14 protein-coding genes are annotated in these 18,355 nt (G+C 68.0%); 10 read left to right on the forward strand and 4 right to left on the reverse strand.

Translation table 11 applies throughout. The features are described from left to right. Position 1: 1 nt before the first annotated feature. On the reverse strand, positions 2-628 hold the full coding sequence (locus A5733_RS07865) for a precorrin-8X methylmutase (protein ID WP_067768364.1): 627 nt from the start codon (positions 626-628) through the stop codon (positions 2-4). 20 nt (positions 629-648) lie between these two features. Then, positions 649-1,782, reverse strand: coding sequence for a precorrin-3B synthase (cobG, locus tag A5733_RS07870; protein ID WP_076239733.1), 1,134 nt, complete (start codon positions 1,780-1,782; stop codon positions 649-651). A gap of 353 nt (positions 1,783-2,135) precedes the next feature. Between cobG and cobN the strand changes: the two genes are divergently transcribed. The 6 genes from cobN (at position 2,136) to A5733_RS28190 (ending at position 11,091) form a co-directional block, all read left to right on the forward strand. Further along, the gene (cobN, locus tag A5733_RS07875; RefSeq protein WP_198938751.1) at positions 2,136-5,744 is read left to right on the forward strand and encodes a cobaltochelatase subunit CobN; all 3,609 of its coding nucleotides are present in this window, start codon (positions 2,136-2,138) and stop codon (positions 5,742-5,744) included. 96 nt (positions 5,745-5,840) lie between these two features. Further along, on the forward strand, positions 5,841-6,224 hold the full coding sequence (locus tag A5733_RS07880) for a PPOX class F420-dependent oxidoreductase (protein ID WP_076239723.1): 384 nt from the start codon (positions 5,841-5,843) through the stop codon (positions 6,222-6,224). A 37-nt stretch (positions 6,225-6,261) separates the two neighbouring features. Beyond that, positions 6,262-6,765, forward strand: a complete 504-nt coding sequence (locus A5733_RS07885) for an FxsA family protein (RefSeq protein ID WP_076239724.1) — start codon at positions 6,262-6,264, stop codon at positions 6,763-6,765. Between the two features lie 17 nt (positions 6,766-6,782). After that, complete coding sequence (locus A5733_RS07890; protein WP_076239725.1) at positions 6,783-8,378, forward strand: amidohydrolase; 1,596 nt, start codon at positions 6,783-6,785, stop codon at positions 8,376-8,378. After that, positions 8,368-10,275 carry an apolipoprotein N-acyltransferase gene (lnt, locus tag A5733_RS07895; RefSeq protein ID WP_142253858.1) on the forward strand — a complete coding sequence of 636 codons (1,908 nt, stop codon included), beginning with the start codon at positions 8,368-8,370 and terminating at the stop codon, positions 10,273-10,275. Before A5733_RS07890 ends, lnt begins: the two co-directional genes overlap by 11 nt. A 9-nt stretch (positions 10,276-10,284) precedes the next feature. Continuing rightward, positions 10,285-11,091, forward strand: a complete 807-nt coding sequence (locus tag A5733_RS28190; protein WP_067768374.1) for a polyprenol monophosphomannose synthase — start codon at positions 10,285-10,287, stop codon at positions 11,089-11,091. A gap of 56 nt (positions 11,092-11,147) precedes the next feature. Here A5733_RS28190 and rbpA read toward each other — a convergent pair whose 3' ends face one another. Then, positions 11,148-11,486 carry an RNA polymerase-binding protein RbpA gene (gene rbpA / locus A5733_RS07905; protein ID WP_003880369.1) on the reverse strand — a complete coding sequence of 113 codons (339 nt, stop codon included), beginning with the start codon at positions 11,484-11,486 and terminating at the stop codon, positions 11,148-11,150. A 124-nt stretch (positions 11,487-11,610) separates the two neighbouring features. Between rbpA and A5733_RS07910 the strand changes: the two genes are divergently transcribed. Further along, complete coding sequence (locus A5733_RS07910) at positions 11,611-11,952, forward strand: hypothetical protein (RefSeq protein WP_067768376.1); 342 nt, start codon at positions 11,611-11,613, stop codon at positions 11,950-11,952. Here A5733_RS07910 and A5733_RS07915 read toward each other — a convergent pair. Then, complete coding sequence (locus A5733_RS07915; protein WP_076239726.1) at positions 11,949-12,653, reverse strand: hypothetical protein; 705 nt, start codon at positions 12,651-12,653, stop codon at positions 11,949-11,951. The genes A5733_RS07910 and A5733_RS07915 overlap by 4 nt on opposite strands. 76 nt (positions 12,654-12,729) lie before the next feature. On the opposite strand from A5733_RS07915, the gene A5733_RS07920 reads away from it, so the two are divergent. From A5733_RS07920 to A5733_RS07930, 3 genes are all read left to right on the forward strand, one after another. Then, complete coding sequence (locus A5733_RS07920) at positions 12,730-14,238, forward strand: carboxylesterase/lipase family protein (protein WP_067768380.1); 1,509 nt, start codon at positions 12,730-12,732, stop codon at positions 14,236-14,238. A gap of 66 nt (positions 14,239-14,304) precedes the next feature. Continuing rightward, positions 14,305-16,242, forward strand: coding sequence for a primary-amine oxidase (locus A5733_RS07925; protein WP_233152648.1), 1,938 nt, complete (start codon positions 14,305-14,307; stop codon positions 16,240-16,242). 45 nt (positions 16,243-16,287) lie between these two features. After that, the gene (locus A5733_RS07930) at positions 16,288-18,282 is read left to right on the forward strand and encodes a phosphotransferase (protein WP_076239728.1); all 1,995 of its coding nucleotides are present in this window, start codon (positions 16,288-16,290) and stop codon (positions 18,280-18,282) included. Positions 18,283-18,355 lie beyond the last annotated feature (73 nt).

Consider the following 18,355-nt stretch of genomic DNA (forward strand, 5'->3'; position numbering starts at 1 on the left):
GTCACTCGCGTTCACTCGCAATCGCATTGACGGCGGCCGCGGCCATGGCGCTGCCACCGCGCCGGCCGGTCACCACCAGGTAGGACATTCCGCGTGGCCGCTCGATCAGCTCCTGCTTGGACTGGGCGGATCCGACGAAGCCGACGGGCCCGCCCAGCACCGCTGCCGGCATCGGGGCACCTTCGTCGAGCAATTCCAGCAGGCGGAACAGTGCCGTCGGCGCGTTACCGATGGCAACCACGGCGCCACCGAGGCGGTCCGCCCACAGGTCGACCGCCGCCGCGGAGCGGGTGCTGCCGAGTTTGGCGGCCAGCTCGGGAGCCCGGGGATCGGCCACCAGCGACACTACTTCGTTGTCGGCAGGCAGCCGGGAACGCGTGATGCCCGCCGCGACCATCGACGAATCGCACAACACGGGCGCGCCGGCCGCCAGCGCGGCATGGGTTCGGCTGACGACGTCGTCGCGGTAGGCCACGTGATCGGCGACATCCACCTGACCGCAGGTGTGGATCAGCCGAACCACCACCCGCGACACATCTTCGGGGAATCGCGACAGATTCGCTTCGGCACGGATCGTCGCGAACGACTGCCGATAGATCTCGGCTGCGTCACGGATGTAGTCGAGCACCCGAACACCCTAATGGGAGCTCAAGTGGTCTTGCTCCTCGCGGGCGCGATGCGGAGCCGGTATCCGTCCTCGCCGGCGATCAGCACCTCGGCCTCGGGCGGGCTGCCACAGGCCCGGTCGCAGCCGACGAAGTGCCGGTGGGCGTCGGAGGGAGTGTCGATCGCCTCGGCGGCGTCGGCCCGGACATCCGCCGCCGCCTTGGCGCATCCGGGGCTACCGGTGCAGGCGCTGATCCGAAGCCAGGGCGAAGCCTCGTCGAACACCAGACCCAGCGGCGCGAGCACGCGCAACGCGGTGTCCGCTACGCCCTCGGAGACGTCACACACCAGCACCGAGCGCCAGGGTGTGATGATCAGCGGGGTCTCGATCGCGGCCAGGAAATGGGCGACGCGGGCCTGCAGCACACCCAGCGCCACGGCGGCCCCCAGTGCCACCCGCCCATCCCGCTGCTCGATCCAGCCGACCGGCGGGGTCAGGGTCGGCGGCCAGGTGGCCCCGGCCGGGGCGGTGGGTGCGAGCCCCTCCAGCAGTATCGTGGGGTCGTCGAGTTCGGTTGTCCGCCAAGCTTTGCCGCGAATGGTGACGAACCTGCGGGCGATGTCGATCAGGGTCTCTACGACATCACCGGTGTCCAGGCGTACCCCGGTGTCGCGTCCGGCCAACAGCAGCGCGAAGGTGCCGTCGTCGTGCGCGTGCACACCGGCATCGGCATCGATCCCCGACACGTCACCGCGGCCGTCGTCCAGGCTGAACCAGAACCGGCCGGGCAATGCCGCCAGCGCGGGATCGGCCTGGATGGCCTGGTCGAGTGCGGAGATCAGAGGCCGGATGTCGGTGAGGCCCCCGTGCCGGCCGGACAACGGCGAGGCCACGATATTGCGGGCCCGCTCATGCGTCGGTGACGGCAGCAGGCCGGCCTCGGCCAATGCGGAGGCCGCCGCGCCGGTATCGCTGACCGCTCGGATCTGGACGTTGCCTCTGGATGTGAGTTCCATTGCCGGAGAACCGAATTGCTCGGCCACCTCGGCCACGGCGACCAGTTGGCCGGGCGTGATCATCCCGCCGGGCAGCCGAACCCGGATCAGGGCGCCGTCGGCGGCCTGGTGCACCGTGAGTGCGCCCGGGCAGGCATCCTGGTCGCGGGTCCTCGTCATAACGCCGTCCATCCTACTTTCGCCCCGTGTTGTGACATCGGTCACTGGTTCGGAAAGCTGTTCGGTCGCTTACAGATCGGCCCGATTTCGGGTCACCGGACGTACCTTTTAGGGGCATACCCGGGACCATCGGTACCGGGAAATCGAAATCTTGGTCATAGGCTCTGACGAAAGGAGCAACCATGCTCGCCTTCGGTGGATTCGCGGTCTTCGTCCTGGCGCTCGTCGCGGGGGCCGGCCTGCCGTACCGGCAGTCCTGGCACGACCGCTTCGGGGAAACCCAGCCCTGAACCTGACGGCCCGGTGCCGCACCGGCCACCCCGATCGGGTGGCCGGTGCGGTACGAATGGGGGGTGCAAGCTCCTACTGTCCTGCTCTTGTCGACCTCGGACACCGATCTGATCACCGCGCGGGCCAGCGGGGCTCGCTACCGCTGGGCCAACCCGTCGCGACTGGTCAGTGGCGAACTTGAGGAACTTCTCGACGGTGCCGACATTGCGGTGATCCGGATCCTCGGTGGCTACCGGGCCTGGCAGGACGGCATCGACACCGTGGTGGCCAGCGGCCTGCCGACCGTGGTGGTCAGTGGTGAACAGTCACCCGATGCCGAGTTGATGGGGCATTCGACCGCCCCGCAGGGCGCCGCTCTGCAGACCCACATCTACCTGGCCCAGGGCGGCCTGGAAAACCTGACGAACCTGCACGCCTTCCTGTCCGACACGCTACTGATGACCGGATTCGGCTTCGCCGCTCCGGTGACCACCCCGAGTTGGGGAGTGCTGGAGCGGCCCGCCGCGGCCCCGGCAGGCGGGCCCACGGTCGCCGTGCTCTACTACCGCGCCCAGCAGCTCGCCGGCAACACCGCCTACGTCGAGGCGCTGTGCGACGCGATCGAGCAGGCTGGCGGCCGGGCACTGCCCGTGTTCTGTGCCTCACTGCGTACCGCCGAACCCGAACTCCTCGAGCTGCTCGGCACGGCCGACGCCCTGATCACCACGGTGCTCGCGGCCGGAGGTGCCACCCCGGCGGCCGTCGGCGCGGGAGGTAGCGACGATTCCTGGAACGTCGCTCACCTTGCCGCACTGGACATTCCGATTCTGCAAGGCCTCTGCCTGACCAGTTCGCGCGACCAATGGTCGGATAACGACGACGGCATGTCCCCGTTGGACGTCGCCACCCAGGTCGCCGTTCCCGAGTTCGACGGACGCATCATCACGGTCCCGTTCTCGTTCAAGGAGATCGACGCCGAAGGCCTGATCTCCTACGTCGCCGATCCCGAACGCTGCGCGCGGGTGGCCGGCCTGGCCGTGCGGCACGCCCGGCTGCGGGCCATCCCGGCCGCGGAAAAACGTGTCGCCCTGGTGTTTTCGGCCTACCCCACCAAGCATGCCCGCATCGGCAACGCCGTCGGCCTGGACACTCCGGCCAGCGCGGTCGCGCTGCTGCGCGCCATGCGCGAGGCCGGTTACGACATCGGCGAGGCGGCCACACCCGGTGATCTCGCCACGATCGTCGACTCAGGTGACGGTGACGCCTTGATCCACTCGCTGATCGAACGCGGTGGACAAGACCCGGACTGGTTGACCGACGAGGCGCTGGCCGCCAACCCGATTCGGGTGCCGGCCAAGGACTATCGCGCCTGGTTCGCCACCCTGCCTGCCGAACTCGCCGACGCCGTCGTGCAACACTGGGGCCCGCCGCCGGGTGAGCTGTTCGTCGACCGCAGCCGGGACCCCGACGGCGAGATCGTCATCGCCGCCATCCAGGCCGGCAATGTGGTGCTGATCGTGCAACCGCCGCGCGGCTTCGGGGAGAACCCGGTGGCGATCTACCACGATCCCGATCTGCCGCCCAGCCACCACTACCTGGCCGCCTACCGCTGGCTGGACTCGTCGTTCCCGGGATCCTTTGGCGCGGATGCCGTGGTGCACCTGGGCAAACACGGCAACCTGGAATGGCTGCCCGGCAAGACGCTCGGCATGAGCGCGGCCTGCGGCACCGATGCGGCCCTCGGCGACCTGCCGCTCATCTACCCGTTCCTCGTCAACGATCCGGGGGAGGGCACTCAGGCCAAGCGCCGGGCCCACGCCACCCTCATCGATCACCTCATCCCACCGATGGCGCGTGCCGAAACCTATGGCGACATCGCCAAACTCGAGCAGTTGCTCGACGAACACTCCACGGTGTCGGCGCTGGATCCCGGCAAACTGCCGGCCATCCGCCAGCAGATCTGGACGCTGATGCGCGCCGCCAAGATGGATCACGACCTGGGGTTGGAAGACCGTCCCGACGAGGAATCCTTCGACGACATGCTGTTGCACGTCGACGGCTGGCTGTGCGAGATCAAGGACGTCCAGATCCGCGATGGCCTGCACGTGCTGGGGCAGAAGCCCACCGGAGAAGGCGAACTCGACCTGGTGCTGGCCATCCTGCGGGCTCGCCAGCTGTTCGGCGGCGAGCAGACGGTACCCGGGCTGCGGCAGGCACTGGGCCTGGCCGAGGACGGTAGTGACGACCGCGCAGCCGTCGACACCGCCGAGGCCGGCGCCCGCGAACTGGTCGCTGCGTTGCAGGAAACCGGTTGGGACGCAAACACTGTCGACGAGCTCACCGACAACCCCGAGGTCGCGCGCATCCTGCGGTTCGCCGCCACGGAGGTGGTGCCCCGGCTGGCGGGCACCGACGGTGAGATCGACCAGGTGCTGCGTGCCCTGGCCGGCGGCTTCATCGCCTCCGGGCCGTCCGGTTCGCCGTTGCGCGGACTGGTCAACGTGTTGCCCACCGGCCGCAACTTCTACTCGGTGGACCCCAAGGCGGTCCCGTCGCGGCTGGCCTGGGAAACCGGTGTGGCGATGGCGGATTCACTCGTCGACCGCTACTGGACCGACTACGGCCGGTGGCCGCAGTCGGTCGGCCTCTCGGTGTGGGGGACCTCGGCCATGCGTACCGCCGGTGACGACATCGCCGAAGTGCTTGCCCTGCTGGGCGTGCGGCCGGTCTGGGACGACGCCTCGCGTCGGGTGGTGAACCTGGAGCCGATCGAACTGGCCGAACTCGGTCGTCCGCGCATCGACGTCACGGTGCGCATCTCCGGCTTCTTCCGCGACGCCTTCCCGCACGTGGTCACCATGCTCGACGATGCGGTGGCACTGGTGGCCGGACTCGACGAGTCGGCCGAGGACAACTACGTGCGCGCCCACGCCCAGGTCGACCTGGCCGAGCACGGTGATCAAAGGCGGGCCACCACAAGGATTTTCGGCTCCAAGCCGGGAACCTACGGGGCAGGCTTGCTACAGCTGATCGACAGCCGCAACTGGCGCGACGACGGCGATCTGGCCGAGGTGTACACCGCCTGGGGCGGGTTCGCGTACGGCCGGGGACTTGACGGTGCACCTGCCGCCGATGACATGAACCGGGCCTACCGTCGAATCGCGGTGGCCGCCAAGAACACCGACACCCGCGAACACGACATCGCCGACTCCGACGACTACTTCCAGTACCACGGCGGGATGGTGGCCACCGTGCGGGCGCTGACCGGCCAGGCGCCGGCGGCCTACATCGGTGACAACACCCGTCCCGACGCCGTGCGCACCCGCACGCTGTCGGAGGAGACCAACCGCGTCTTCCGGGCTCGGGTGGTCAACCCGCGCTGGATCACCGCGATGCGCCGGCACGGCTACAAGGGCGCCTTCGAGATGGCGGCCACCGTCGACTACCTGTTCGGCTATGACGCCACCGCGCATGTGATGGCCGACTGGATGTACGAGCGACTCTCCGCCGAGTACGTGCTGGACGACGAAAACCGCAAGTTCATGTCCGAATCCAACCCATGGGCGTTGCACGGCATGGCCGAGCGTCTGCTGGAGGCCGCGGGCCGTGGCATGTGGGAGCAGCCCGAGCAGGCCACCCTGGACGGGTTGCGGCAGGTGCTGTTGGAGACAGAAGGCGAGCTCGAGGGCTGACCGCGCTGACTCTGCGCCTAGGGCGCACCGGTCTCGCACATTAGCGGCCTGTTCGCAGCGTCAGCGCCCGCGACCTGTTGGCTTAGATTGGGCTGCATGGCTCTCACCTTCGCCGATGTCGCCAAGGCCGATTACGTTCTGCTGACCACCTTCACGAAAGACGGCAGGCCCAAGCCGACCGCGATCTGGGCCGCGCCGTCTCCGGGCGGACTGGTCGTGATCACTCAGGAGAAGTCCTGGAAGGTCAAGCGGATCCGCAACACCTCTCGGGTCACCGTCGCGGTGTGTGATGTACGCGGCAATGCGAAGAGTGAGGCGGTCGACGCCGTCGCCGAGATCCTGCCCAAATCGGCCAACGGCGCGACCTATGACGCGATCGGCAAGCGCTACGGCCTGCTCGGCAAGACCTTCAACGTCTTCTCCAAGCTGCGCGGTGGCATGCAGAACAATGTCTCGATCCTGCTCAAACCGGGGAACTGAGCCGGAACCGAACTGGCCACCTGATCGTTGACCGGACATGGCTATGCGGCTGTTCCTCATCTACGCCGTCATCGAGATGGCGGTTGTCGTCGCGCTGACCGCGACGATCGGTTTCGGGTGGACGGTCCTGGTGCTCGCAGCGACGTTCGCCGTCGGTCTGGCGCTGGCGGGGTCGCAGCTCAAACGGCAGCTCCGTCGGCTGCAGGCCGGCCTGTCCGGCGGTGTGACCGAGTCCCGCGGCGCCGTGTCCGACAGTCTGCTGGTCGCGCTGGGCACCATCTTGGTGGTCGTCCCGGGTCTGGCCAGTTCGGTCGCGGGCGTGTTGCTTCTCCTGCCACCGACCCGGACCGTCGCCCGGCCGATGCTGGCCGGGCTGGTTGCCCGACGGGTGCCGCTCATCATCACCGCGCCCGCGGGTTTCGGCCGGTCCACCGGTACCGCCGCTTATCGACGCGGCGCGGGCGACTACATTGACGGCGAAGTCATCGACGTAACCGACGCCATGGAAGCGGACCCATACCGCCTGCCTCCCAAGGCCTAACCGCCACCCGAAAGAGCTTGACCACACTTCTGATCAACGGGCGTATCCACAGCCCCAGCTACCCCGACGCGACCGCATTGGCCGTGCGCGACGGAGTAGTGGCATGGCTGGGAAGCGATGACGTGGGCCGGTCGGAGTTCCCCGGCGTCGAGATCATCGACCTCGACGGCGGTTTCGTCGCCCCGGCGTTCGTCGACAGTCACGTGCATCTGACGGCCACCGGCCTGAACTTGAACGGTCTGGATCTGCGTGGGGCCACCTCCCTGCAGCACTGTCTGCAGCTGGTCGGTGAGTACGCACGTGAACACCCCGAGGGCCCGGTATGGGGACACGGCTGGGACGAGTCCGGCTGGCCCGAGCGCACGGGGCCGAGTACCGCGGATCTCGATGGGGTGCTGGGGGATCGGCCCGGTTATCTGGCCCGGGTGGATGTGCATTCGGCCGCCACGACCACCGCGCTTCGCCGGCTGGTGCCCGACCTGGCCGAGGCCGCGGGGTTCGATCCCCAACGTCCGCTCACCGCCGACGCGCATCACCTGGTGCGCGCGGCCGCGCGCGAACAGCTGACTCCGCAACAGCGCAACCGGGCGCGCCTCGCGGCCCTCGACCACGCGGCCGGGTTGGGTATCGCCGCGGTCCACGAGTGCGCCGGACCTCAGATCGGCGGCCTGCTGGACTGGCAGGAACTGAACGCACTGCAGCATGGCGTGGAGGTCATCGGCTACTGGGGTGAGCCGGCCACCGATGCCGAGCACGCGCGTCATCTGATCGCCGAGACCGGGGCCCGCGGCCTGGCCGGGGACCTGTTCGTCGACGGTGCCCTCGGCTCCCGCACGGCCTGGCTGCACGCGCCCTATCACGACGCGCCGGACACCTGCGGCAACACGTACCTGGACGTCGAGGCCATCACCACACATCTGCAGGCCTGCACCGAGGCCGGGATCCCCGCTGGATTCCATGTGATCGGCGATGCGGCTGTCGCGGCCGTCGTCGACGGGCTCGCGACCGTGGTGTCCCGGCTGGGCGCACCGGCCGTGGCGCGATGCGGCCACCGCCTCGAGCACCTGGAGATGGTGGAGGCGACGCAGGCCGCCCAGTTGGGCGCCTGGGGTGTGGCGGCCAGCGTGCAACCCAATTTCGATGCCTTGTGGGGCGGTGACGAGGGCATGTACGCCCAGCGTCTCGGGCTTGATCGAGCGCATCGGCTCAACCCGTTTGCGCTGTTAGCCTCCGAAGGTGTGCCTCTCGCTTTCGGCTCCGACAGCCCGGTCACCAGCATGAATCCCTGGCAGACCGTGCGGGCGGCGATCTCGCACCGCAGCGCGGGCAGTGCGATCTCCGCGCGGGCGGCGTTCGCCGCGGCCACCCGTGGTGGCTGGCGCGCGTGCGGTGTGCGCGACGGGGTCAGCGGCACTCTGGTTCCCGGCGCCCCGGCCAGCTACGCGGTATGGGATGCCGAACAGCTGGAGGTCAGCGCCCCGGCCAACGCGGTCCAACGTTGGTCCACCGATCCACGCTCGCGGGTGCCGGCCCTGCCACGGCTGTCCGCCGACGCGGAACTGCCGCGCTGCCGTCAGACGGTCCACCGGGGTGTGGTGATCCATGGGCAGTGACCGTCCCCGAGCCAGATCCGGCCGCTCGCGGCTCGACGGTTTCGGGCGGCCGCGCCCGACCGAGACCACCGACGTCATTCCGGCGATCGAGGACGACGAGCTTGCCGAGCTCGATGAGCTTGATGACGAGGCCTTCGACGAGTTGGACGAAGGCGCCACCGGTGACCCCGTGGCCGACATGGATCCCGACGACGAGCCCGACGATCGCGGCGTACGCCTGACCGTGGACGGCACACCGGACCGCTGGTCGGCACTGACGGTGCGGGCCTCGCGATTCGGTCGGGCCGCAGCCGCGCGATGGGCACAGCTGTCCGCCGCCGTGGGTGGTGGGCTGGCGATGTGCCTGAGTTACCCGCCCACCGGCTGGTGGTGGGCGGCCGTCGTCGGCGTGGCCCTGCTCGGCTGGGTACTGACCCTGCGGTCCACGACCCGCGCCGGTGGATTCGGCTACGGGTTCCTCTTCGGCCTGGCGTTCTATATCCCGCTGCTGCCGTGGATCGCCAGCTTTGTGGGCGCGGTGCCCTGGCTGGCGCTGGCCGTGGTGCAAGCCCTGTTCTGCGGCTTGTTCGGACTGTCGGCGGTGGTGGTCAGAGCGCTGCCCGGTTGGCCGGTGTGGTTCGCCGCGCTGTGGGTGGCGCAGGAATGGCTCAAGTCGAGCGTCCCGTTCGGCGGATTTCCTTGGGGCGTGGTCGGTTTCGGCCAGACGAACGGACCACTGCTGCCGATCGCCCGTCTCGGCGGCGCACCGCTGCTGTCTTTCGCGGTGGCGCTGATCGGGTTCAGCGCGACACTGCTGGTGCTGGAGATCGTCCGGTGGTGGCGGCACGGACACAAACCGGGCTTCCCGGCTCCTGCGGTGATGATGCCCGGCCTGAGCATCACCGTGGTGCTGTTGGGCACCGCACTGCTGTGGCCACAGGTCCGCCATTCCGGCATCGGCGCGGGCGACGAACAGACGGTCACCGTGGCCGCTGTCCAGGGCAACGTGCCGCGGCTGGGTCTCGATTTCAACGCCCAGCGCCGTGCGGTGCTGGACAACCATGTGGCCGAGACGCAGCGACTGGCCGAGGATGTGCGCGCCGGGAAAGCCGCCCAGCCCATGTTCGTGGTCTGGCCCGAGAACGCGTCCGACATCGATCCCATGGCCAATGCCGATGCCGCCGCCCAGATCACCGCGGCAGCCGATGCCATCGGTGCGCCGATCCTGGTGGGCACTGTCACCAAGGCCGACGGTTACACCCCGGACAACCCGGTGGCCACCAACACCGTCATCGTGTGGGATCCCGACCACGGGCCCGGCGAGCGGCATGACAAGAAGATCGTGCAGCCGTTCGGCGAATACCTGCCGTGGCGCGGTTTCTTCAAGCATCTGTCGTCGTATGCGGATCGGGCCGGGTATTTCGTTCCCGGGGAGGGCAACGGCGTCGTGCATGCCGCCGGGGTGCCGATCGGCGTGACCACGTGCTGGGAAGTGATCTTCGATCGGGCCGCGCGAGAAGCGGTCCGCAGCGGCGCCCAGGTGCTGACGGTTCCGACCAACAACGCCACGTTCGACGAGAACATGAGCGCTCAGCAATTGGCGTTCGGCAAGCTGCGGGCCGTCGAGCACGATCGGTACGTCGTCGTCGCCGGGACCACCGGAATCAGCGCGGTGATCGCCCCGGACGGGCGCGCGCTGGCCCGCACAGAGTTTTTCCAGCCCGCCTATCTGGACAGTCAGATCAGGTTGAAAACCGGGCTGACGCCGGCCACCGAGTGGGGACCGGTCCTCCAAGTGGTACTGGTCACGGTCGGGCTGGGAGCAGTCGGGGCGGCATTGGTCATTTCCATGCTGCACAATGGAGGGTTCGTGCAAAGAATGTTGAGGCGTCGCACCGGCGAGGGCCCGCGACGATGAAGGAGTCACATGACAGTCCCTGGTGACGGAGCGCGTGCACACGGGGGATCCAGCCCTCGCCAGGATGGTGAACGCCCCAGTCAGCGCGCCCTGGTGATCATTCCCACGTACAACGAGCGGGAAAACCTGCCGTTGATCGTCGGACGGGTGCATCACGCCAACCCCGAGGTGCACATCTTGGTCGTCGACGACGGCAGCCCCGACGGCACCGGCCAGCTGGCCGACGAGTTGGCGCTGGCCGATCCGGACCGCGTGCACGTCATGCACCGGACCAGCAAAGCGGGCCTGGGTGCGGCCTATCTGGCCGGCTTCGCCTGGGGTTTGGGCCGGGGCTACGCGGTGCTGGTCGAGATGGACGCCGACGGTAGCCATGCCCCTGAGGAGCTGAACCGGCTGCTGGACGCCGTCGACGCGGGCGCGGATCTGGCCATCGGCTCGCGGTATGTGCCCGGCGGCACGGTACGCAACTGGCCGGTGCGGCGGTTGGTCCTGTCGAAGACCGCCAACACCTACTCCCGCCTCCTTCTGGGCGTCGGCATTCACGACATCACCGCCGGGTACCGCGCCTACCGACGCGAGGTGCTGGAGAAGATCGACCTGTCCGCGGTCGATTCCAAGGGCTACTGCTTCCAGATCGACCTGACCTGGCGCGCCATCAACAACGGGTTCAACGTCGTCGAGGTGCCCATCACGTTCACCGAACGTGAGCTCGGCGTGTCGAAGATGAGTGGTTCCAACATCCGCGAGGCGATGTTCAAGGTTGCCGAGTGGGGTATTCGCGGCCGCCTGGACCGCGCCCGGGGCGTCGTGCGCTGAGACACAAAAAACCGCGAGCCGGCACGTGCGTGCCCGCTCGCGGTTTTTTTGACGGTTCAGCTACCGCGACGCTTGGTCTTGATCAGGTCGAGCCGCTCCTTGAGCAGCTCTTCGAGCTCCTCGACGGAGCGCCGTTCCAGCAGCATGTCCCAGTGGGTACGCGGCGGCTTGACCTTCTTGGGCTCCGGCACGTCCCCTTCGATGAGGGTGCCCTCGAGACCGTTGCGGCACAGCCAGGTGCCGGGGATCTCGGCGTCGTCGGCGAACGGGACGTCGAACTCTTCACCGTTCTCGGTGCGGTAGCGCGCGACCTGACGCGGAGCCAGGTCATGGTTGCGGTCGGTCTCGTAGCTCACAGCTCCGAGGCGACTGCCTCTCAAGACGCGATCAGCCATCGTCAACACTCCTTATCAGGCGATTTGGTCCGGATATCTCAACGCTGCACGGCGTTGCCAAGTTCCCGACTCGACCGTCCATGATACGCCGATCACAGAGCACGTCCGTCTACAGTCTTGACCCATGACGACCGGGAACCGCAGACGCGACCGTCCGCAACCGTGTCGGTGGTGCGGGCGAGAGGTCGCCGACGCACAGATGGGGCGCCGTCGTCAGTACTGCCGGCAGTCGTGCCGGCAACGCGCCTACGAGCAGCGCGCCATGGTCAAGGGCACCTCGTTGGCCCCGGATTCGGTGGTGCTGTCCGCCGACGAGGCGGCGCAGTTGGCCGATCGGGTGTACCAGGTCAGGTGCGCGGCCGAGGACGTCGCCATCGCGGTCGACGAGGGCGCGGACACTGACGAACTGCGCCAGTTGTGTGACGCGCTGCTGGAGGCGGCCAAGGCGGCTGACGGCTGGCGTTAATCGGGTGGACAGCTGAGCTGGCGCCCGACGCCCACCGGCGGCGGCACCGGCTTGAGACAACCGAGCGGCTCGACACCCGAGGAGTTCACAAGGATCGCCGACTGATGCGCGTAGTTGACGCACACCAGTGTGGTGGCGTCCGCGCGGCAGCGGTAGTCACCGAAGGCCAGTGACTCGCCTGCGGTCAGTTCCGCCCCGTCGCCGTAGCCGAACCGGCCCGGATCCCCGTGCAGCGAGCCGATATCGACCGTCTCACCGGCGAAATCAACCCACCCCGGAATCCACTGGCCCTCGACGTCGGAGGGTTTTGACGGCAGGCCGTCGGCATGGATCAGGCACGCCAGTTGGCCGCCGAGGTTCTTGTCGGTGGCGCAGCGGGCCGAGCCCGACGGGGCGACGAACGCGATGTCGTCGCCGAGATCGGTGGGCTGCCCGTCGCGGGTGGCGGTGTGGAAACCGGCCGGATCGGCCGAGGTGCCCGCTTCGACCCACTTGATCACCCGGCTCATCGGTGTTCCCGGGGCGGGTGCCGTGGTGGGCAGCGGGGAGGTGGTGGTCGGGGTCGGCTTGGCGCTCTTGGTCGGTGAGGCATTGGCAGGAGCCGACATTCGGGGATGCGAGGTCGGCTGGGACTCGTGCCCTCCTCCCGGCGAGCAGGCCACCAACAGCACAGCAGCCCCGACGGTCACAGCGATGCGCATACCCGCAAGGCTAGCGGGCGCGTGGCACGCCCAGTGCCTGCCTGCCGCCGCGGCCGTCGTTAGATACGGTCGGTTCATGCACGAACGTACTGTCCGGGCAAAGATCAACGCCGGCATCGTCGAAGGCTTCACGCGCGACGGCGTACATCGTTGGCGCTCCATCCCTTACGCCAAACCGCCGGTGGGTCCCCTGCGGTTCCGGGCGCCTGAGCCGGCGCAGCCCTGGCCCGGCGTCCGTTATTGCCACGGGTTCGGGTACTGCGCACCCCAGCAACGCCGCTACACCCTCGTCGGCGTGGGGAAGTACCAGCCGATGGGTGAGGACTGCCTGACGCTCAACGTGGTGGCCCCGGAGAAACCGTCCCAGGATCCGTTGCCGGTGATGTTCTTCGTCCACGGTGGCGGCTACATCATGGGCAGTTCGGCGACTCCGATCTACGACGGCGCCGCGCTGGCCCGTCGCGGCTGTGTCTTCGTCTCGGTCAACTACCGGCTCGGCATGCTCGGGTGTGTCGAGCTGTCGTCGTTGTCGACCCCGGAGCACCCGATCGACGACAATCTGTTCCTGCGGGATCTGGTTTTGGCCCTGCGTTGGGTACGCGACAACATCGCGGTGTTCGGTGGCGATCCGCAGAACGTCACGATCTTCGGCGAGAGTGCGGGCGCGCATGCCGTCGCCACCCTGCTCGCGGTGCCCGAGGCCAAAGGCCTGTTCGCTCGGGTGATCTCGCAGAGCCCGGCCAGCGGGATGATCAGCTCGGCGGCCGTGGCTGCCCGGCTCGCCGACCAGCTTGCCCAACTGGTCAGTCCGGCGGGGGGCCCGGCGGCTGCGGCATTGATGACGGCCCGTCCGGCCGAATTGGGCCGCGCGCTGGAAACGTTGATCATGCGCGGCCAGACCGACATGCCGGGGGCGTTTCCGGTCGGTCCGACGTTCGGCACCGAATACCTGCCGGTCGATCCCGTGACGGCGATGGCCGACGGCACTGCACACCGGGTGCCGCTGATCGTCGGCAACAACGCCGACGAGGGCCGGCTGTTCACCCGGTTCATGCCGTTGTTGCCGACCAACGAGCCGATGATCGAAAAGCTGTTCGCCGGTACCGATCCCGAGGATCGCCGGCGGATCATGGCGGCCTATCCGGACTACCCGAGCAGCGCCGCCTGCGTGCGGCTCGGCGGTGACTTCGCATTCGCCTCGGCGACCTGGCAGATCGCCGAGGCGCACAGCAGGCATGCGCCCACGTATGTGTACCGCTACGACTACGCGCCGCGGACCCTGCACTGGGCCGGCCTGGGCGCCACCCATGCCATGGAACTGCTCGCCGTGTTCGACACGTACCACACGACCTACGGTGCACTGCTGACCGCAGTGGGCGACCGCAGAACCGCTCGACGGGTCAGCCGGGATGTGCAGCGGCGGTGGCGGGAATTCAGCCAGACCGGTGCACCCGGGCCCGGCTGGCCGGCCTATGACCGCGACAAGCGGTCGGTATTGGTGTTCGACCGACGGCCGCGCGTGGAATACGACCCCCGAGCCGAGCGGCGGCAGGCCTGGGAAGGGTTCACGCTCGCCGAGTCCTGACGTGTTCGCGGGTGGCTCTCGGTGATTTCGCCGCCGGGACGCGCTCGGGTGTGGTTGCGTGGTCACGTGGAGCATCCTCTGGATCCGCTGTCCGCCGACGAGTTCCGCGCGGTGGCAGCGATATTGCGGCGTGAGCAGGGGGTCGCCCGCGGCTGGCGGGTGACCTCGGTGGAACTCGTCGAGCCGACCAAGGCCGAACTGGTGGCTTTCGACGCCGGCGGCACGGTGCCGGCCCGGCGGGCCGCGGTGATCTGTCTGGACCGATCGGCCAACGCCACCTACAAGGGCGTGGTGTCACTGACCGAGGACAGGGTCGAGAACTTCGATCACGTCCCAGGCGTGCAGGCCAACTTCACCGTCGACGAGTTCGTCGAATGCGACGAGGTACTGCGGCGGCATCCCGACGTGATCGCCGCGCTGGCGCGACGCGGAATCACCGATCTGGACAACGTGTTCATGGACACCTGGACCTACGGGGATGCGGTCGCCCCACCGGAGTACCGGGAGCGCCGGCTCGGCTGGTCGGACACCTGGTACAAGAAGGCTGCCGGGGCCAATCCGTACGCCCACCAGGTCAGCGGTCTGCACTGCGTCATCGATGTCAACACCATGGAGGTGTTGCGGGTCGAAGACGACGGCAGCGCCGAGATGCCCGACGTGATGGGTGAATACGTACCGCATCACATCCCCGAGCGGATCCGGGCCGCCTCACGGCGTGAGCCGCTCAAGCCGCTGAACATCACCCAGCCCGACGGGCCGTCGTTCACGTCGGACGGCAACCTGCTGCAGTGGCAGAACTGGTCGTTGCGGGTGGGGTTCAACCATCGTGAGGGCATGACGCTGCACACCGTGCGCTACCGCGACGGTGAGACGGAACGCTCTGTCGCACATCGGATGTCCTTTGCTGAGATGGTGGTGCCGTACCGGGATTCCTCGGTCGATCACTACCGCCGCACCGCCTTCGACATCGGGGAGTGGGGGCTGGGCTTCATGACCACCTCCCTTGAGCTCGGCTGCGACTGTCTTGGCGAGATCCGTTATCTGGACGCGGTTCTGCACGACAGCACGGGCGAGCCGTACACCATCACCAACGCGATCTGCATCCATGAGGAAGACAACGCCGTGCTGTGGAAGCACGTCGACCATGACGCCGGTGCCGAGGTGCGCCGGATGCGCCGGCTCACCCTGTCGTTCCACGTGACCGTCGCCAATTACGAGTACCTGGTGTACTGGCGGCTCTATCAGGACGGCAGCATCGAGTGCGAAGTCCGGGCCACCGGGATCATGGTCACCACACCGTTTCCGGCCGGGCCGACACCCAAGAACGGCACGCTGGTCGACGAGCGCACCTATGCGCCGTTCCATCAGCATTTCCTGATCGCCCGGCTCGACCTGGACATCGACGGCACCGACAACACGGTCTACATGACCGAGTCCCACGCCGAGCCGATCGGCCCGGACAACCCACACGGACTGTCGCTGGTGGTGCGCAACCAGGCGCTGCGCACCGAACAGGAGGGGATGCAGGACGTCAACTTCGCCAGCCAGCGGGCCTGGAAGGTGGTCAACACCAACGTCGTCAACGGTCTGGGCGCGCATCCGTCGTACAAACTGGTGCCCACCGGGGCGATCCCGGCGATGTTCGATCCGTCCTCCCCGGTGCTGCAGCGCGCCAACGTCATCGGCCACACCCTGTGGGTGACACCGAACCGGCCGGACGAACGCTGGCCGGCCGGGGAGTTCGTCAACCAGTCGGTGACCGATACCGGGCTGGGGGAGTGGACCAAGGCCAACCGCTCGATCGACAACACCGACGTCGTGCTCTGGTACGTCTTCGGCATCCACCACATCACCCGGCCGGAGGATTGGCCGGTGATGCCCGTCGACGTGGTGTCGTTCTGGCTCAAGCCCTTCGGATTTTTCGACCGTAACCCCGCACTGGACGTGCCGGCCACCCCGCCCGACGCCTGTGCCCACGGGCACGCCAAGGCGGCTCACCATTAGTTGACACCTGTCATATGTGATCCGGAACACTGCTAGGTTGCCTGTGTGCATCCGACTCAGACAGCCGTACTGGAACGCCCCGACGATCTGACCTGTGAGTGGCTCACCGCCGCGCTGGGCTCTGGCCCAGTGAGTGGATTCAGTTTCGAGCGCATCGGCACCGGACAGATGAGTGAGTGCTACCGAGTGACTGTGTCATATACCGAGGGTGCAGCCGGTCCCGCGTCGGTCGTGTTGAAGGTCGCCGCGACCGATCCCAACAGCCGCCAGACCGGGCTCGCCATGGGTCTCTACGAACGCGAGGTGCGGTTCTACGCCGACATCGCGCCCGCCCTGGCCGGTGGCCCGGTGGCGCCGTGTTACCACGCTGCGTTCGACCCGCAGACCGGTGCGTTCGACCTGTTGCTCGGTGATGCGATGCCGGCCGTCGTCGGCGACGAGATCCGCGGCGCGACAGCCGAACAGGCCACGGTGGCGCTGACCGAACTCGGCCGCGTGCACGCATCGGTACAGGATCTCGCCGTCGTGGACGAGGCCGAGTGGCTCAACCGTGACGCGCCGGTGAACCAGGCCCTGATCTCGGGTCTGTATGCGGCCTTCGTCGAGCGGTATGCGGAGTTGATCACGCCCGAACAGCGTGAGGTGTGCGAACGGCTCGTCGACAGCTTCGACGCCTACCTGGCCGAGGAGGGCGCACCACAGCGGCCGCAGGGTCTGGTGCACGGCGACTATCGGTTGGACAACATGTTGTTCGGTGCCGAGGGGGCCGACCGGGCGCTGACCGTCGTCGACTGGCAGACCGTCACCAAGGGGCCGGCGTTCACCGACGTCGCCTACTTCATCGGCTGTGCGCTCGACGTCGAGCAGCGCCGCGCTCACTATGACGAGCTGCTCGCCGCGTATCACCAGGCGCTGGGGCCGGAGACGACGCTGACGCTGGGGCAGGTACGCGAAGGGGTGCGCCGGGCGAGTTTCTTCGGCGTCATGATGGCGATCATCTCCTCGATGCTCGTGGAGCGGACCGAGCGCGGCGACCAGATGTTCATGACGCTGCTCGACCGGCACTGCAGCCATGTGCTGGACACCAACGCACTGGATATCCTTGCGCCCCCGGCGATTCCGGAGCCGCTGGCACCCGCGGTCGAGGACGAGTACGCGCATCCGCCCGGCGCCGAAGAGCTATGGAACGAAAGCTGGTATTTCGATTTCGTCGATGCCGACGCGGGTCTGGGCGGCTGGGTCCGCCTGGGATTGATTCCCAATCAGGACACTGCGTGGATCAACGTGCTGTTCTGCGGCCCGGGCATGCCCACCATTGCGCTCAACGACTTTCATGCACCGCTGGCCGAACCGGCCGTGGTCAAGGGCGAGGACGTAGAGTTGCGGCTGCACGTCGACGAGCCGCTTGAGGTCTACCGGCTCACTGCCACCGGCACCGGTCAGGCCTACGACGATCCGTCGGCGTTGCTTCGTGGCGAGGCCGGGCGCCCGATCCCGGTGACGATGGAGTTGACCTGGACCACCGCGGGCACGCCCTACCAGTACCGGATCACCCCGCGTTACGAGTTGCCGTGCACGGTCTCGGGAACGGTGATCATCGGCGACCAGACCCATACCGTCGACGCGGTTGCAGGTCAGCGTGACCACTCCTGGGGTGTGAGGGACTGGTGGTCGATGAATTGGGTGTGGAGTGCATTGCACCTCGACGACGGCACCCACCTGCACGGCGTGGACATCCGGATCCCCGGCATGCCGCCGATCGGTATCGGCTACAGCCAGCGCGCCGGTGAACCGCTTGTCGAATTACAGAGCGTGACAGCCGAATACGCGCTCGGCGCCGATGACCTGCCGGTGTCCACGACGCTGTCGCTGCAGCCGGGCGACATCGAGGCGAACGTCGAGATCCTGGCGCATGCCCCGGTGCTGTTGACGGCACCCGATGGCCGGGTCAGCCAGTTCCCCCGGGCGTGGGCGAAGGTGCGCACCGCCGACGGCCGCAGTGGTGTCGGCTGGCTGGAGTGGAACCGCAACCTGGACTAGGGCGTGTCTGCTTAATGTGAGCGGTGTTGTGCCTGATGCTGTTTAGGTGCTACGGACAGATGTGATTTCGGAC

This window comes from Mycobacterium sp. NS-7484, from assembly GCF_001953975.1.
Classification (GTDB): domain Bacteria; phylum Actinomycetota; class Actinomycetes; order Mycobacteriales; family Mycobacteriaceae; genus Mycobacterium.

Excerpts from the sequence above, each read along its gene's own strand:
- cobG (WP_076239733.1), bottom strand. The coding sequence starts at position 1,782 with ATGACGAGGACCCGCGACCAGGATGCCTGCCCGGGCGCACTCACGGTG.
- A5733_RS07880 (WP_076239723.1), top strand. The coding sequence starts at position 5,841 with ATGGCTCTCACCTTCGCCGATGTCGCCAAGGCCGATTACGTTCTGCTG.
- A5733_RS07885 (WP_076239724.1), top strand. The coding sequence starts at position 6,262 with ATGGCTATGCGGCTGTTCCTCATCTACGCCGTCATCGAGATGGCGGTT.
- lnt (WP_142253858.1), top strand. The coding sequence starts at position 8,368 with ATGGGCAGTGACCGTCCCCGAGCCAGATCCGGCCGCTCGCGGCTCGAC.
- A5733_RS28190 (WP_067768374.1), top strand. The coding sequence starts at position 10,285 with ATGACAGTCCCTGGTGACGGAGCGCGTGCACACGGGGGATCCAGCCCT.
- rbpA (WP_003880369.1), bottom strand. The coding sequence starts at position 11,486 with ATGGCTGATCGCGTCTTGAGAGGCAGTCGCCTCGGAGCTGTGAGCTAC.
- A5733_RS07910 (WP_067768376.1), top strand. The coding sequence starts at position 11,611 with ATGACGACCGGGAACCGCAGACGCGACCGTCCGCAACCGTGTCGGTGG.
- A5733_RS07915 (WP_076239726.1), bottom strand. The coding sequence starts at position 12,653 with ATGCGCATCGCTGTGACCGTCGGGGCTGCTGTGCTGTTGGTGGCCTGC.
- A5733_RS07920 (WP_067768380.1), top strand. The coding sequence starts at position 12,730 with ATGCACGAACGTACTGTCCGGGCAAAGATCAACGCCGGCATCGTCGAA.